This window comes from Kluyvera intermedia (genome assembly GCF_021440345.1).
GTDB classification, from domain to species: Bacteria; Pseudomonadota; Gammaproteobacteria; order Enterobacterales; family Enterobacteriaceae; genus Kluyvera; species Kluyvera intermedia_A.
On sequence record NZ_JAKCNS010000058.1, the window covers coordinates 15,576 to 30,898 of the forward strand.

Here is a 15,323-nt window from a genome sequence, read left to right on the forward strand (position 1 = left end):
TGGTTATAAGATGCAACCCGATTTTTGATGTGGACATCCTGATGAGCGAATTACCTTTCTGGCAGAGCAAAACCCTTGACGATATGACCGACGCCGAGTGGGAGTCGCTGTGCGATGGCTGCGGACAGTGCTGCCTGCACAAGCTGATGGATGAAGACACCGATGAAATCTATTTTACTAACGTTGCCTGTCGTCAGTTGAATATCAAAACCTGCCAGTGCCGTAACTACGAGCGTCGTTTCGAGTACGAGCCTGACTGCATCAAGCTGACGCGCGACAACCTACCGACCTTCGAGTGGCTGCCGCATACCTGCGCCTATCGCCTGCTGGCGGAAGGGCAGCCGCTGCCACAGTGGCACCCGCTGATCGCCGGCTCTAAAGCGGCGATGCACGGCGAGCGTATTTCCGTGCGCCATATCGCGGTGAAAGAGTCCGAAGTGATCGATTGGCAGGACCACATCATGAACAAACCCGAATGGGCTGACTAATTCGCAATTTCCGCGATATTGCTTTGTTTTTACTTTTTAGTAACAAAATCGCTGGGTAAACGTCGTACCGTGCCGATAGTGACTCTATTCGCATTGGTATGAGGTTCCTGATGAATAGTTCAATAAGACTCTTAATGCTGGCAGTAGTGATAAACCTGAGCGGTTGGGGACTGCTGTGTGCGGCGGGGTACGGTATTTGGGCGTTGATGAATTAGTCAGGAAGGAATGCCAGCCGCAATACTCTGCAGCTGGCAATGAAAACGATTAACGGCCGAACAGGTCGCGTCTTTTCGGTTTAAACGGTTGGGCAATCAGCACCAGCAGCGCCACAATCAGATAGGCGGCAAAAATACCCACCAGCCACTGCGGCATCTCCAGCGTTAAAAACTCCCACTGACGAACCGAGCAGTCGCCTGAAGCGACAAACACCTGCGGTAACCATTTGTCCAATGGCAGCCAGCTTGGGAAGCGCGCCATAAAATCACAGGTCATAAACGGTGACGGGTGAAGCTGGATCATGGTGTGTTCCCACGCCAGCTGCAGGCCACGAAATGCGCTGTAGATCCAAATAAAAATCGCAATGTAACGCAGCGGACTCTTCGGCGCGACGGCACCAACCAATCCTGCCCCCATGATGCCAAACAGCGCGCAGCGCTCGTAAATACACAGCACGCACGGTTTTAACAGCATCACGTGTTGGAACCATAATGCCACTAGCTCAAGCGCAAAAGCGGTTAACGCCATTAATAACCAGGCACTGCGGCCACGTGAGCTCTGGTTTAAATATCGCAACATAATCATTTCCCTGGAACGAGCTTTGAAAACGCAGTGTAAACGAAAACGTTAGCCGTGCCATCTGGCTATACGCAATAATTCGTAAATGGTCATGCAATGCCGGCGAGAAAACCGCCGGCATGGAGAAGCGCAGTGAATTTAGTGGCTTATTGCCGGGAGCCCTAATAAGCCCTGGCTCATCATCCAATCAACTGCTGGCTGGAGGGTAAACTCCACGCACAGCAGACCCACCAGCGTCAGCACGAGGGTGTAAGGCAATGCCATCCATACCATTCTCCCGTAGGACAACCGAATCAACGGCGCCAGCGCCGAGGTCAGCAGGAACAGGAACGCGGCCTGGCCATTTGGTGTCGCCACCGACGGCAGGTTGGTTCCGGTATTGATAGCGACCGCCAGCAGCTCGAACTGCGGCAGGGTGATGGCCCCATTATCCAGCGCGGTTTTGGCTTCGTTAATGTAGACAGTACCGACAAAAACGTTGTCCGATATCGATGACAGCACGCCGTTAAACAGATAGAACAGCGAACGCTGTGCATGCGGCGATGCCTGTAGCACGAAGTCGATAATCGGCGCAAATAGATGCTGGTCGATAATCACCGCCACCACGGCGAAGAAGACCGTCAGCAGGGCCGTAAACGGCAGCGCTTCGGTGAAGGCTTTGCCAATAGCGTGCTCATCGGTAATGCCGGTGAACGAGGTGGCGAAAATAATCACCGTCAGGCCGATCAGGCCCACCTCCGCGAGATGCAATGCCAGCGCCAGAACCAGCCAGACGCCGATAATGCCCTGCACGATGAGGCGCATAGTCTCTTGCTGCGTACGCTGTTTACGGCTGCGCTCGTCGAAGTCATAGAGAATTTTGCGAACTGCGTCGGGGAGTTCAGCACCGTAACCAAAGGCTTTACATTTCTCCAGCAGGAAGCAGGTCAGGATGCCGCAGAAAAAGACCGGAACGGTGACTGGCGACATGCGCAGGAAAAATTCACCAAAATGCCAGCCCGCGACCTTGGCAATAATCAGGTTCTGCGGTTCGCCAACCATAGTCATCACGCCGCCAAGCGCGGTGCCGACGCCTGCATGCATCATCAGGCTGCGTAAAAAGGCGCGGAACTGCTCCAGCACTTCACGGTTATGCTTGTCGATATGGCTATCATCAAGCAGATCGACATCGTCAGGGCGGGAGGAGACGACCTGGTGATAGATACTGTAGAAGCCCACGGCGACGCTGATAATGACCGCCACTACCGTCAGCGCATCGAGAAACGCCGAGAGAAAAGCGGCGGCGAGGCAGAAGGCGATAGAGAGCAGCCGTTTGCTACGGATATTGAGCAACAGGCGGGTGAAGATAAACAGCAGCAGCTGCTTCATAAAGTAAATGCCGGCGACCATAAAGATCAGCAGAAGCAATACTTCCAGGTTGGCTGCAATCTCATCGCGCACGTGTTCGGGCGAGGTCATGCCGATAAATACCGCTTCGATAGCCAACAGACCACCGGGGATGAGTGGATAACATTTCAGCGCCATTGCCAGCGTGAAGATAAATTCAACCACCAGCATCCATCCGGCGACAAATGGGTTGAGTAAAAAGGCTAATGGATTGATGACTAAGAAAATAATCAGTAGCAGCTTATACCAGTCCGGTGACTGGCCGAGAAAGTTACGCCACAGGGCGCGACCGTAAGAAATTTCCATGACAACCGTTTTCCTCCTGAAAAGATGACATTTTTTACCATTTATTCCGGTTCACTGCCAGAAATGGCCCGGGAAGGATGGTTTCCGTGCTAAAAAAGAAATGTGAAAAATGAAACGGCGATCCCTTTTTAATTCCATCGTTGCGCTATCTGCACTATGTTGGCTCTGGTATGATGAGTCCAATTGCAACGCTGTGTAATGGAATTTTTACTATGGTTATTAAGGCGCAAAGCCCGGCGGGTTTCGCGGAAGAGTATATTGTTGAAAGTATCTGGAATAACCGTTTTCCTCCAGGTTCAATTCTTCCTGCTGAACGTGAACTCTCTGAATTAATTGGTGTGACTCGCACCACCTTACGTGAAGTGTTGCAACGTCTGGCTCGCGACGGCTGGTTAACCATTCAGCACGGCAAGCCGACGAAGGTCAATAATTTCTGGGAAACGTCCGGGCTCAATATCCTCGAAACGCTGGCACGCCTCGATCACGATAGCGTACCGCAGCTGATTGATAATTTGCTCTCCGTGCGTACCAACATCGCGACCATCTATATTCGCACCGCATTCCGTCAACATCCGGAAAAAGCGCTGGAAGTGCTGGCCAATGCGCGTGAAGTCGAAGACTACGCCGACGCGTTTGCCGAGCTGGATTACGGCATTTTCCGCGGTCTGGCGTTTGCCTCCGGCAACCCGATTTACGGTTTGATCTTAAACGGCATGAAGGGGCTGTACACCCGCTTGGGTCGTCACTACTTCTCCAGCCCGGAAGCGCGCAGCCTGGCACTGGGCTTCTATCACCGGTTGGCTGAACTGTGCGAGCAGGGCGATCACGATAAAGTGTATGAAACGGTGCGCCGGTATGGTCACGACAGTGGCGAGATCTGGCATCGGATGCAGAAAAATCTGCCGGGCGATTTGGCTATTCACGGCCGTTAATCACCGCCAACGTAAAATAAAACACCCCGGTTATGCCGGGGTGTTTTGCATTTAGCCGCTACAGCGAGTTAGGACGCGGTGGGCAGCGCTCCAGAAGCTCAATACTACCGTCAGCGTTCTGCTGTTCCAGATGCACGTCAAAGCCCCACAGGCGCTGTACATGCTTGAGCACCTCGCGACGGCCTTTATCCAGCGGTGCGCGGTTATGCGGCACGTAGCGTAGCGTCAGCGAACGGTCGCCGCGCAGATCAACGTTCCACACCTGAATATTCGGCTCCAGATTACTGAGGTTATATTGGGAGGAGAGCTGCGAACGAATCTCCCGATAACCTTCCTCATTGTGAATGGCCGAAATTTCCAGATAGTTATGCTGATCGTCATCCAGCACGGTGAACAGGCGGAAATCACGCATGATTTTCGGCGACAGGAACTGGCTAATAAAACTCTCGTCTTTAAAATCCCGCATCGCAAAATGCAACGTCGTCAGCCAGTCGGAACCTGCGATGTCCGGGAACCAATATTTGTCTTCCTCGGTCGGATTCTGACAAATACGTTTAATGTCCTGGAACATGGCAAAGCCCAGCGCGTAAGGGTTTATTCCGCTGTACCACGGGCTGTTGTAAGGCGGCTGGAATACCACGTTGGTGTGGCTGTGTAAGAATTCCAGCATAAAACGCTCGGTCACTTTCCCTTCATCGTACAGATGGTTGAGGATGGTGTAGTGCCAGAAAGTCGCCCAGCCTTCGTTCATCACCTGGGTTTGTTTCTGCGGGTAAAAATACTGGCTGACTTTGCGCACAATACGCAGGATCTCGCGCTGCCACGGCTCCAGCAGCGGCGCGTTCTTCTCCATAAAGTACAGCAGGTTTTCCTGCGGCTCAGAAGGATAACGGCGTGCCGCCTCAGAAGCTTTCTCTTCATCGCGCTTCGGCAGGGTGCGCCACAGCATATTCACCTGACTTTGCAGATACTCCTCACGGCTTTTCTGGCGCGCTTTCTCCTCCTGCAGTGAGATTTTCTGCGGACGTTTATAGCGATCAACGCCGTAGTTCATCAGCGCATGACAGGAGTCGAGCAACCGTTCCACTTCGTCAACGCCGTAACGTTCTTCGCACTCGGTAATGTATTTACGCGCAAACAGCAGATAGTCGACGATGGAGCTGGCATCGGTCCAGCTACGGAACAAATAGTTATTTTTAAAGAAAGAGTTGTGGCCATAGCAGGCGTGCGCCATCACCAGCGCCTGCATGGTAATGGTGTTCTCTTCCATTAAGTAAGCGATACACGGGTTGGAGTTGATGACGATTTCATACGCCAGACCCTGCTGCCCGTGTTTGTACTGGCGCTCGGTCTCGATAAACTTTTTACCAAATGACCAGTGCGGGTAGTTAATCGGCATCCCTACGCTGGAATAGGCATCCATCATCTGCTCGGAGGTAATGACTTCGATTTGATGCGGATAGGTGTCCAGTCGATACAGCTTCGCTACCCGGTCGATCTCCGCCAGGTAGGTTTCAAGCAGCGGAAACGTCCAGTCGGGTCCATCGCTCAGACGAGTTGCGTCCTGATTCATCGAGTCAATCGTAGCCATTAGCGCGCCCTCATTGTTGGCGACTCTCTCTGTGTGGAGAGCCTCAAATAAAGAATAGAACACCGCAGAAAATCTGTAACAAGCAGCATTTTTTTTCTTCATGATTAATTCATTTTCTGGACGATTATTTGCCTCCTTTGCAGGATTTTATGCTGACAAAAAATAACGGGCAGCAGGAGATCGCAATTTCTCGCTATCCCCGCACCGTGGGCACTCTGTGAGGTAAGTCACCATAAAAAAAGCCTATGTTGAATAATATTTTCATCTAGGTTATCAATTTGTAATTAGATGATTGTTCTTTTACTGATTCTGGAGTGGCTATGCACGTTGTCATACTGGGAAGTGGAGTCGTGGGCGTCACCAGCGCCGGGTATTTNNCCAGCGCCGGGGATTTAAGTCAGGCAGGGCATCAGGTTACGGTGATTGACCGCGAAGCGGGGCCGGCGTTAGAAACCAGCGCCGCCAACGCCGGGCAGATCTCACCGGGCTACGCCGCGCCCTGGGCAGCACCAGGCGTGCCGTTAAAAGCGATTAAATGGATGTTCCAGCGCCACGCGCCGCTGGCGATACGCCTCGATGGCACCGGCTTCCAGTTAAAATGGATGTGGCAGATGCTGCGTAACTGCGACACGCGCCACTACATGGAAAACAAAGGGCGGATGGTCCGCCTCGCCGAATACAGCCGTGATTGCCTGAAAACTCTGCGCGACACCACCGGTATCAGCTATGAAGGCCGCCAGGGCGGCACCTTGCAGCTGTTCCGTACCGCTCAGCAATACGAGAGCGCCACCCGCGATATCGCGGTGCTGGAAGACGCGGGCGTTCCGTATCAACTGCTGGAGGCCTCCCGGCTTGCTGAAGTTGAACCGGCGCTGGCCGACGTGGCGCACAAGCTAACCGGCGGGCTACGTCTACCCAATGACGAAACCGGTGACTGCCAGCTCTTCACCCAGCGGCTGGCGAAAATGGCCGAACAGGCGGGCGTCCAGTTCCGCTTTAATACACCGGTAGACAGCCTGATTGAGGACGGTGGCCGTATCGTGGGCGTGAAGTGCGGCGATGAAGTCGTGACTGCCGATGCCTACGTGATGGCCTTTGGTTCCTATTCAACGGCGATGCTCAAAGGGCTGGTGGATATTCCGGTCTATCCGCTAAAAGGCTACTCGTTGACGATTCCGATTGTAGAAGAGAGCGGCGCACCGGTTTCGACTATCCTTGATGAAACCTACAAAATTGCCATCACCCGGTTTGATAACCGCATTCGCGTCGGCGGGATGGCGGAAATTGTCGGCTTCAATACTGAACTGCTGCAACCGCGCCGGGAAACGCTGGAGATGGTGGTGGGGGATCTGTTCCCACGCGGCGGTAAAATCGCCGAAGCGACCTTCTGGACCGGGCTGCGTCCGATGACGCCTGACGGTACGCCGGTCGTTGGTAAAACGGTGTTTAAAAACCTGTGGCTCAACACCGGACACGGCACGCTAGGCTGGACCATGTCCTGCGGCTCTGGCCAGTTGCTCAGCGATTTGATGTCTGGCCGCACCCCGGCCATTCCCTATGATGATCTGAGCGTGGCTCGTTATTCACCGGGATTCACGCCCGCCCGCGCGCAGCACCTGCATGGCGCACACCAATAAGGAGAACGCATGTCACGTCCCGTGCTTGCCAGCCTCGACCTACAGGCGTTACGTAATAACTTAGCCATTGTCCGCCGGGCGGCGGGCAATGCCCGTATCTGGTCGGTGGTGAAGGCCAACGCCTATGGACATGGATTAGAGCGGGTCTGGAATGCCCTGCGAGAAACCGACGGCTTTGCGATGCTCAATCTCGAAGAGGCCATCTTGCTGCGCGAGCGCGGCTGGAAAGGGCCAATTCTGCTGCTTGAAGGCTTTTTCCATGCCGATGAACTGGAATTGTTTGATAAGTATCGCCTGACTACCAGCGTCCACAGCAACTGGCAGCTTAAGGCGTTGCAAAACGCGCGACTGCATTCACCCATCGATATTTACCTGAAGGTGAACAGCGGCATGAACCGCCTGGGGTTTGCCCCGGAGCGGGTACACACCGTCTGGCAGCAGCTGCGTGGCATGAGCAACGTCGGCTCAATGACCCTGATGTCGCATTTCGCGCAGGCGGAAAATACCGATGGTGTAGCCGAACCGATGCAGCGGATTGAGCAGGCAGCAGAAGGGCTGGATTGCCCACGCTCGCTAGCCAACTCGGCGGCCACGCTATGGCATCCGGAAACGCATTTTGATTGGGTGCGCCCGGGGATTGTACTGTACGGCGCATCGCCGTCAGGTCAGTGGCAGGACATCGCCAACAGCGGCCTGAAGCCGGTGATGACGCTAAGCAGCGAGATAATCGGCGTTCAGACGCTAAAACCGGGGGGTGCGGTAGGCTACGGTAGCCGCTATCGGGCGACGCAAGAGCAGCGGATTGGTATCGTCGCCTGCGGTTACGCCGACGGCTACCCGCGTATTGCCGCCAACGGCACACCGGTGCTGGTTGATGGCATTCGCACCGGGACGGTGGGGGCGATTTCGATGGATATGCTGGCGGTGGATTTAACGCCGTGTCCGCAAGCTGGGATCGGCACCCCGGTTGAGTTGTGGGGTAAGGAAATTAAGATTGATGAAGTGGCGGCCAGCGCCAGAACGGTGGGCTACGAGTTGATGTGTGCGGTTGCGCCGCGCGTTCCTGTCGTGACAGTGTAACTTATTGCCCGGTGGCGCGATGCCAACCGGGCTTTTGGGCAGAACGTCATTGGTTGGCCGGATTGGCGTCACGCTATCCGGCCAACAGCAATCACTCGCTCTCTTCTTCTGCGACCCGGACGCCGACTTTCAGCACCTGGTTCTCTTCTTTCTCTGCGACCGTCCACACCATACCGGCAAACTCGACCTGGTCACCGACCACCGGCGCTGCACCGAGCAAATGCTCTACGAGATCGCCGAGCGACTGCTGGTTATCACGAAACTCCTCGCCGCCGTCCAGACCGTAAATCAGCGCCACGTCGGCAAACTTAGCCCCGGCTTCGAGAATAAAGTCACCGAAGAAACTTTGATCGAGTGCGACCGGCGGCGACTGGCTGAACATTTTGCCCAATGATGGCAGGTCACGTTCACGGCCGATGACGCACAGAATATCGTTTTCCCGCAGACGCGTGCTGCCGGTTGGATGCAGCAGCACATTGTCGCGGAACAGTGCGGCAATGCGCGTTTCCTGCGGCATATGCAGATCGCGAAGTGCTGCCCCCACGCACCATTTGTCGGCGCTGAGCTGGTAGACGAACTGTTCCCACGGATTATCCGGGTGAATATCCAGGCCAACTCGGGAGATAGGCCAGCCCACCGGGGGCACCACGACTTTGGCTTTTTTCGCCGCCCACGACAGCGAAGTTCCCTGCAACAGCAGCGACACCAGCACCACGAAGAAGGCGACGTTAAAGAACAGCCGCGCATTTTCAAGGCCAGCCATCATCGGGAATACGGCGAGAATGATAGGTACCGCACCGCGCAGCCCAACCCAACTGATAAAGGTGCGCTCGCGTAGATTAAAGCCGCGGAACGGCAGCAGCCCGGCGAAGACCGACAGCGGGCGAGCAATAAAAATCATCCAGATGGAGAGCAGCAGCGCCGGAATGGCTATCGGCAACAGATCCGATGGCGTCACCAGCAGGCCCAGCACCAGGAACATGGCGATTTGCGCCAGCCACGCCAGGCCATCAAAGTTCTGCAAAATGCCAAAGCGGTTGCGAATAGGCCGATTGCCCAGCAGGAAGCCGCACAGGTACACCGCCAGAATACCGCTACCGTCCAGCGTCGTGGTGACGGCGAAAATCATGATCCCACCGCTTAACGCCAGCAGCGGATACAGCCCGGCGGGCAGGGCGATACGGTTGATCATCTGCAGCAGCAGATAGCCGCCGCCAAGACCAATCACGATACCGAGGCCAAACTGTTGAATGATGTGCACGAGGAACATCCAGCTGAGGCCGGTTTCGTGCTGCTGGATCATCTCAATCAGGGTAATGGTGAGAAACACCGCCATCGGATCGTTACTGCCGGATTCAATCTCCAGCGTCGACCCCACGCGTTCGTTCAGCCCTTTACCGCCAAGCAGTGAGAATACCGCCGCGGCGTCGGTGGAGCCGACAATTGCGCCAATCAGCATTCCTTCCATCATATTCAAATTGAATAACCAGGCAGCCATCATCCCGGTGAGTCCCGACGTGATGAGAACCCCAACGGTGGCCAGCGATAATGCCGGGCCTAATGCGACGCGAAAGGAGCTGGCCTGAGTGCGCATCCCGCCGTCCAGCAGGATAACCGCCAGCGCCAGGTTACTCACCATATAGGCGAAAGGGTAGTTATCGAAGGGGATGCCGCCGATGCCGTCAACGCCCGCCAGCATGCCGATGGCTAAGAAGATAACCAGAATTGGAATACCAAGACGAGAAGAAAATGAGCTTAAGAGAATACTGCAGGTTACTAAGACCGAACCCAAAATAAAGAGACTAATGACTGCCGCGGCGTCCAATGTTCACGCACTCCCCGATAACGTACAAGCTAGTTACAAAACGTTACCATAATTAGTGCGCAAACATTGAATTAATAAGCGGTGATTATTGTTTTTTATTCGGCTAATACCGGATGGCCGGTGACCATCAGCGAGGAATGCCCCTGATTGTGCATAAGCTGCGCGTTGGCGCCCAGTGGCAGGGTCACGGTGCGCGGCTCGTGGCCAAAATCAAGCCCACTAATGACCGGAATCGACAGCCGTGAACGCAGGTAGTTGTACATGGTGGCTAAATCATAACCGTCGTCATAATCATTCGGGCTAGCCCCGGTAAAACTCCCCAGCACGATGGCGCGCTGGCGCGGCAAAATACCGGCATGCAGCAGCTGCAACAGCATGCGTTCAACGCGGAACGGATGCTCGTTAATATCTTCAAGCACCAGAATGCCATCGCGGATTTCCGGCATCCACTGCGTACCGATGAGCGAGACGATCATCGCCAGGTTTCCGCCCCACAGCGTTCCCTCGGCGGCGCACTGTGGCCCGTCGCCGTCCCATTCGATGGTTAAGGTAGGGCTGCGCAGCGCGCGCCAGAAGTGTTCTTCGGTAAAGTCGTCGAGGTTTTCTGCGCCGAAGTTGCCTGCCAGCATAGGACCGCTAAAGGTCACGACGTTGCCTTTGGCTAACAAACCGCACTGAATCGCGGTGAAGTCACTGTGGCCGCAGATTAACAGCGGCGAGCGCTGCTGGCGGGCTATCAGCGACGGCCAGTCAATGCTCTCCAGCAGACGACTGGCGCCGTAGCCGCCGCGCACCGCCAGCACAATCTGGTTTTCCCCACTAAGCGTGGCAAGGTCGTTAATATCCGCCAGCCGCTCGGCCTCGGTTCCGGCAAAACGCTGGCTGCGACGAGGAATCACCTGCTGGTTCGCCACCTGATGCCCGGACGCTTCCAGCCGCGTAACGCCACGCTGTGCGGCGGTCTGGTTGATGCAGTAGCCGGACGGGGCGATGAGATGAAACGAAGACATGGCATTTCCTTGCTGAGAATGAAACGGGTATCATGCCGCCTGAGCCAGTGGTTGTCATTAACGGCAGCAAAGTTCAGCTAAAAGGATAGATGCGTGAAATTAAGATGGTTTGCTTTTTTAATTGTATTACTTGCCGGGTGTAGTTCTAAATCGGATTACCGCAATCCACCGTGGAATCCTGAGGTTCCGGTGAAACGCGCAATGCAGTGGATGCCAATTACTGAAAAAGCCGGTGCCGCCTGGGGCGTCAGCCCGCGCCTTATCACCGCCATTATTGCCGTAGAATCCGGCGGTAATCCGACGCTGGTGAGTAAATCTAATGCGGTGGGGCTGATGCAGCTTAAAGCGTCAACGTCGGGTCTGGATGTTTATCGCCACATGGGCTGGAGCGGTCAGCCGTCGACCAGTGAGTTGAAAAACCCGGAGCGGAATATCTCAATGGGCGCGGCTTATTTGAGCATTCTGGAACACGGCTCGCTGGCGGGGATTACCGATCCTGAAGTTATGCAGTATGCGCTGGTCGTTTCCTATGCCAACGGCGCGGGCGCGCTGCTGCGCACCTTCTCGTCCGACAGGAAAAAGGCGATTTCTAAAATTAACGATCTGGACGCGGATGAATTCTTCGACCACGTAGTGAAGAACCATCCTGCGCCTCAGGCGCCACGCTATATCTGGAAAGTACAGAAAGCCATGGATGCCATGTAGTCAGCGAACGTTATTTGCCCGTTCGCGCGCTTCACGCTCCAGCGAAAAAATAATTCGCTGGAGCGAGCGCTCCAACACCGGATTCATATACAGAAAACGGAAGCTCAGGCGCGGCGTCACAATCGTCTCATTCTTACTGTCGACCACTTTGCGCTCGCTGATGGCCAGCAGCTGGACGTCAAAGCGAAAACGCCCCCATTGCCCCATATCCAGTTCAATCTCTCTAAGCTCCATTCCCGGAACCAGCATCTCCGGCGGCGGCGCGTCCAGCAAAGCGCCCATCCCACCTAGCGACAAATCAAACAGACGAAAACGCAGCGTACTTTTATCCGGCAGGGCGGCACAGCCGTAATAAGGCGGATACAGCGGGGCCGGAATACGGAAATACTCACGGCGCTGGATACACCATACCGCAGGTGGCGTCGGCATCACGAAGGCGGGCAGGCCCTGATAATTCTCCACCTGCATTCGTGGCACCGTGAATTCGATTTTGGCGCCATTTGTTTCTGCAACCATGGCGATATTATTCGCCGACAAGGCGGCATTGTTATCTTCTTCACGGCTGCCAAAGTCGATAATCAACTGCTGCTGGCTGACGTCGAGAATACGACTAATAAACTGGCGCGAAGACCAGCTCACGCGCAGCGCGGCGTTAGCCTGCTGAAGATCGCGCAGAACGTTTAATACCGCTAACGGGTTTTGCTTAAGAAACTGTGTGTTGTGCTCACTCACCGGGAATGGCTCCTGAATGGCAGACTCTCAATTATCTATCGGCGTTGAAAAACAGAACTTCAGCCTCCTCGTAAAATTTTTTAACATTTCTATCGGTTTCGGCTGCGTAAAGCACTTAAGGCAGTGCCTACGTCAATATTCGTATTTATCTGCATAAAATATCATCGGCGAACCAGGCTTTTTAAGAACAATTACCTATACTTGAAACATTAGCGGCGCAGAATGACGGCGCTTTTATTGGTGTTAATGGAACTGAAGAGGTGGGAAAAATGGGTATTATTGCCTGGATTATTTTTGGTCTGATTGCCGGTGTTATTGCCAAACTGATTATGCCGGGGCGTGATGGGGGTGGTTTCTTCCTCACCTGTATCCTGGGTATTGTCGGTGCCGTTGTCGGTGGCTGGTTAGCGACCACGTTTGGTCTTGGCGGCAGCGTCAGTGGCTTTAATCTGCACAGCTTCCTGGTAGCGGTAGTGGGCGCCATTGTTGTACTGGCGGTATTCCGCCTGATTCGCCGCGAATAATGTTTCCCGCGTTTTACCTTACAACGGCCCCGAAAGGGGCCGTTGTCGTTTCATCAAATCTGTTACCTGCATCACACTCCTAAAGCCCTGTTTATTTTGGCGTTGAATTACAAATATTAATGATAATAATTATCGTTCTTTATTTGATTTGAGCCACACATAATGAATAAGACAGGTCTTCGCGTTTGTACGCTTTCCGGGATGATTGCGCTAGCACTTTCAACACAGGGGTATGCTGCCCAGGAATCGACCATGGTGGTCACCGGTTCGGCAAACGGTGAGGGGAGTGAACTGCCCGGCTGGACCAACAGTGCCACCAAGTCGGCGGTACCGGAAAGTAAAACACCGCAGGTCATCAACACCATTAGTCAGCATGAAATCAGCGAGCGTCACGCCACCTCGGTGAACGAGATTCTGCGCTATGCACCGGGGGTGTCCACCGAATCACGCGGCAGCACCACCTACATGAGCGAGTATAAAATCCGCGGTTTTAGCGTCGATAACGAATACTACAACGGCCTACAGCTACCGTATAACGTCACCGGCAATACCAAAGCGCGGATCGATCCGCTGCTGATTGAGAGCGTCGATATTCTGAAAGGGCCGTCGTCGGTTCTCTACGGCAACGGTTCGCCGGGCGGGCTGGTGAACATTCAGGGTAAAAAGCCGCAGACCACCCCGCGGACAGAAATCGGTTTTAACACCGGTACCCGTAATCTGAAAGAGGGTTACATCGACTCCACCGGACAGCTCGCCGACAGCGACTGGAGCTACCGCCTGCTGGGCAAAGCCACCGAAGGCGACGATCAGCCGCATACCACTCGCTATGAAGATTATCTGCTGGCACCGAGCGTGACCTGGCAGCCGAGCGACAAAACGCGCCTGACCATTGACGCGCTGGCGCAAAACACCCCGAGCCTGACGCCGTCGAACCCGCTGCCGCTCTCCTATCTCCGCTCCCAATATGCGGATAAACGCGCCTTTGCCGGTGATGACTGGAGCGGCTTCAAGCAGCGCCAATGGATGATTGGCTATAGCTTCGAGCATGAGTTTGACAGCGGCTGGGGCATTGCACAGAAAGCGCGCTACTTTGATATCGACACCCATCAGCAGAGCGTTTACTCCACCGGCAATAGCGCGACGGCGGTCTATGACATCAGCCGTGCGGCCTATACCACCGATGAAGATCTGCACAGCTTTAACATTGATAACCAGCTCACGCGCACATTGGCGCTGGGCGATTGGCAGCACCATCTGCTGGCCGGGTTTGACTATCAGAAGCTGAACTCGCATTACCACTACCGCTATTCAAACTATTTAACTCCACCGCCAAATCTTGATATGCGCAATCCGGATTTTGGCCTAGTCCATGAAGATGCATTAGGTCTTTATACTGCACAGAAAAACCGACTTTCCTATAACCAGAAAGGCTATTACCTGCAGGATCAAATTGCCTACGGCGGCCTGAATATCCTCGCCAGCCTGCGCTACGACGAGTACCAGTCAGGCACCACCGACTACCTCAATAGCGACCAGAAAGAGTGGATCTCGCAAGACCGCGTGACCAAACGCCTGGGCGTTTTGTATGCCTTCGACAACGGTATTTCGCCGTTCATCAGCTACTCGGAAGGTTTCAAACCCATTTCACCGGCCCGTGGCTTGACGGCGGATCAGGTGAAACCGACCACCAGTAAACAACTGGAAGGCGGCGTGAAGTATCTGCTGGCTGACTACGCCACGACCTTTACCGCCTCGGTGTTTAATATTCGTCAGAAAAACGTGCTGAGCGCTGACCCAAGCTGGAACTACCACCAGACCGGGGAGATTGAGTCGAACGGTGCGGAACTGTCGGCGATTAGCCGTCCAACCGACAACATTAACCTGATAGCCAACTATGCCTATACCCACGCCATCAACACCGAAGACGAGACCTATCAGGGCAAACGCCCGACTCAGGTACCGGAAAATGCGTTTAATCTGTGGGGCGATTACACCTTCGACCAGAGCATCGTGCGCGGGCTGACCGTAGGCGGCGGGGTGCGCTATACCGGTCCGATGGAGATTTCACAGGCTAACGATGAAGGGAAGCTGGGGGGCACCACGCAGTACGATATGTCGCTCTCTTACGATATGTCGGCGGTGGACAGCAGCCTGAGCGGGCTGATGCTCAAAGCCAGCGCGCAGAACCTGACCAATAAAGAGACGTTTACCTGCTATGACAGCAGCAACTGCTGGATTGGCCGCGACCGTACGGTACAGGTCGGGGCGAGCTACACCTTCTAAGTGAAATGTCCGGGCGACTTTTATCGCCC

The 15,323-nt window shown here is 54.6% G+C and carries 13 protein-coding genes; 7 read left to right on the forward strand and 6 right to left on the reverse strand.

What is annotated here, in order from left to right; genetic code table 11:
• Positions 1-41 precede the first annotated feature (41 nt).
• Complete coding sequence (locus LZ634_RS16390) at positions 42-488, forward strand: YcgN family cysteine cluster protein (protein WP_112204301.1); 447 nt, start codon at positions 42-44, stop codon at positions 486-488.
• Positions 489-752: 264 nt separating this feature from the next.
• Here LZ634_RS16390 and dsbB read toward each other — a convergent pair whose 3' ends face one another.
• Positions 753-1,283, reverse strand: coding sequence for a disulfide bond formation protein DsbB (gene dsbB / locus LZ634_RS16395; RefSeq protein ID WP_234507160.1), 531 nt, complete (start codon positions 1,281-1,283; stop codon positions 753-755).
• A gap of 138 nt (positions 1,284-1,421) precedes the next feature.
• Positions 1,422-2,975: a Na(+)/H(+) antiporter NhaB gene (gene nhaB / locus LZ634_RS16400; RefSeq protein ID WP_234507161.1), complete on the reverse strand. Its 1,554-nt coding sequence runs from the start codon at positions 2,973-2,975 to the stop codon at positions 1,422-1,424.
• A gap of 212 nt (positions 2,976-3,187) precedes the next feature.
• On the opposite strand from nhaB, the gene fadR reads away from it, so the two are divergent.
• Positions 3,188-3,907: a fatty acid metabolism transcriptional regulator FadR gene (gene fadR, locus LZ634_RS16405; protein WP_234507162.1), complete on the forward strand. Its 720-nt coding sequence runs from the start codon at positions 3,188-3,190 to the stop codon at positions 3,905-3,907.
• 58 nt (positions 3,908-3,965) lie between these two features.
• On the opposite strand, the gene LZ634_RS16410 is transcribed toward fadR, so the two are convergent.
• Positions 3,966-5,498, reverse strand: coding sequence for a SpoVR family protein (locus tag LZ634_RS16410; protein ID WP_234507165.1), 1,533 nt, complete (start codon positions 5,496-5,498; stop codon positions 3,966-3,968).
• A 320-nt stretch (positions 5,499-5,818) separates the two neighbouring features.
• Between LZ634_RS16410 and LZ634_RS16415 the strand changes: the two genes are divergently transcribed.
• On the forward strand, positions 5,819-7,135 hold the full coding sequence (locus tag LZ634_RS16415) for a D-amino acid dehydrogenase (protein ID WP_234507166.1): 1,317 nt from the start codon (positions 5,819-5,821) through the stop codon (positions 7,133-7,135).
• 9 nt (positions 7,136-7,144) lie between these two features.
• Positions 7,145-8,215 carry a catabolic alanine racemase DadX gene (gene dadX / locus LZ634_RS16420; RefSeq protein ID WP_234507168.1) on the forward strand — a complete coding sequence of 357 codons (1,071 nt, stop codon included), beginning with the start codon at positions 7,145-7,147 and terminating at the stop codon, positions 8,213-8,215.
• A 91-nt stretch (positions 8,216-8,306) separates the two neighbouring features.
• On the opposite strand, the gene LZ634_RS16425 is transcribed toward dadX, so the two are convergent.
• Positions 8,307-10,040 carry a potassium/proton antiporter gene (locus tag LZ634_RS16425; protein WP_234507169.1) on the reverse strand — a complete coding sequence of 578 codons (1,734 nt, stop codon included), beginning with the start codon at positions 10,038-10,040 and terminating at the stop codon, positions 8,307-8,309.
• A 95-nt stretch (positions 10,041-10,135) separates the two neighbouring features.
• On the reverse strand, positions 10,136-11,050 hold the full coding sequence (gene ldcA / locus LZ634_RS16430) for a muramoyltetrapeptide carboxypeptidase (RefSeq protein ID WP_234507171.1): 915 nt from the start codon (positions 11,048-11,050) through the stop codon (positions 10,136-10,138).
• A 93-nt stretch (positions 11,051-11,143) separates the two neighbouring features.
• On the opposite strand from ldcA, the gene emtA reads away from it, so the two are divergent.
• The gene (emtA, locus tag LZ634_RS16435; RefSeq protein ID WP_234507173.1) at positions 11,144-11,755 is read left to right on the forward strand and encodes a membrane-bound lytic murein transglycosylase EmtA; all 612 of its coding nucleotides are present in this window, start codon (positions 11,144-11,146) and stop codon (positions 11,753-11,755) included.
• On the opposite strand, the gene ycgR is transcribed toward emtA, so the two are convergent.
• Positions 11,756-12,487 (reverse strand): flagellar brake protein YcgR, encoded by a 732-nt coding sequence (gene ycgR, locus LZ634_RS16440; protein ID WP_234507176.1) that lies wholly within the window; start codon positions 12,485-12,487, stop codon positions 11,756-11,758. It lies immediately after the preceding gene.
• A 269-nt stretch (positions 12,488-12,756) separates the two neighbouring features.
• On the opposite strand from ycgR, the gene LZ634_RS16445 reads away from it, so the two are divergent.
• Complete coding sequence (locus tag LZ634_RS16445) at positions 12,757-13,011, forward strand: GlsB/YeaQ/YmgE family stress response membrane protein (protein ID WP_052285463.1); 255 nt, start codon at positions 12,757-12,759, stop codon at positions 13,009-13,011.
• 162 nt (positions 13,012-13,173) lie between these two features.
• Positions 13,174-15,294: a TonB-dependent siderophore receptor gene (locus LZ634_RS16450; RefSeq protein WP_234507177.1), complete on the forward strand. Its 2,121-nt coding sequence runs from the start codon at positions 13,174-13,176 to the stop codon at positions 15,292-15,294.
• The last annotated feature ends 29 nt before the right edge of the window (positions 15,295-15,323 follow it).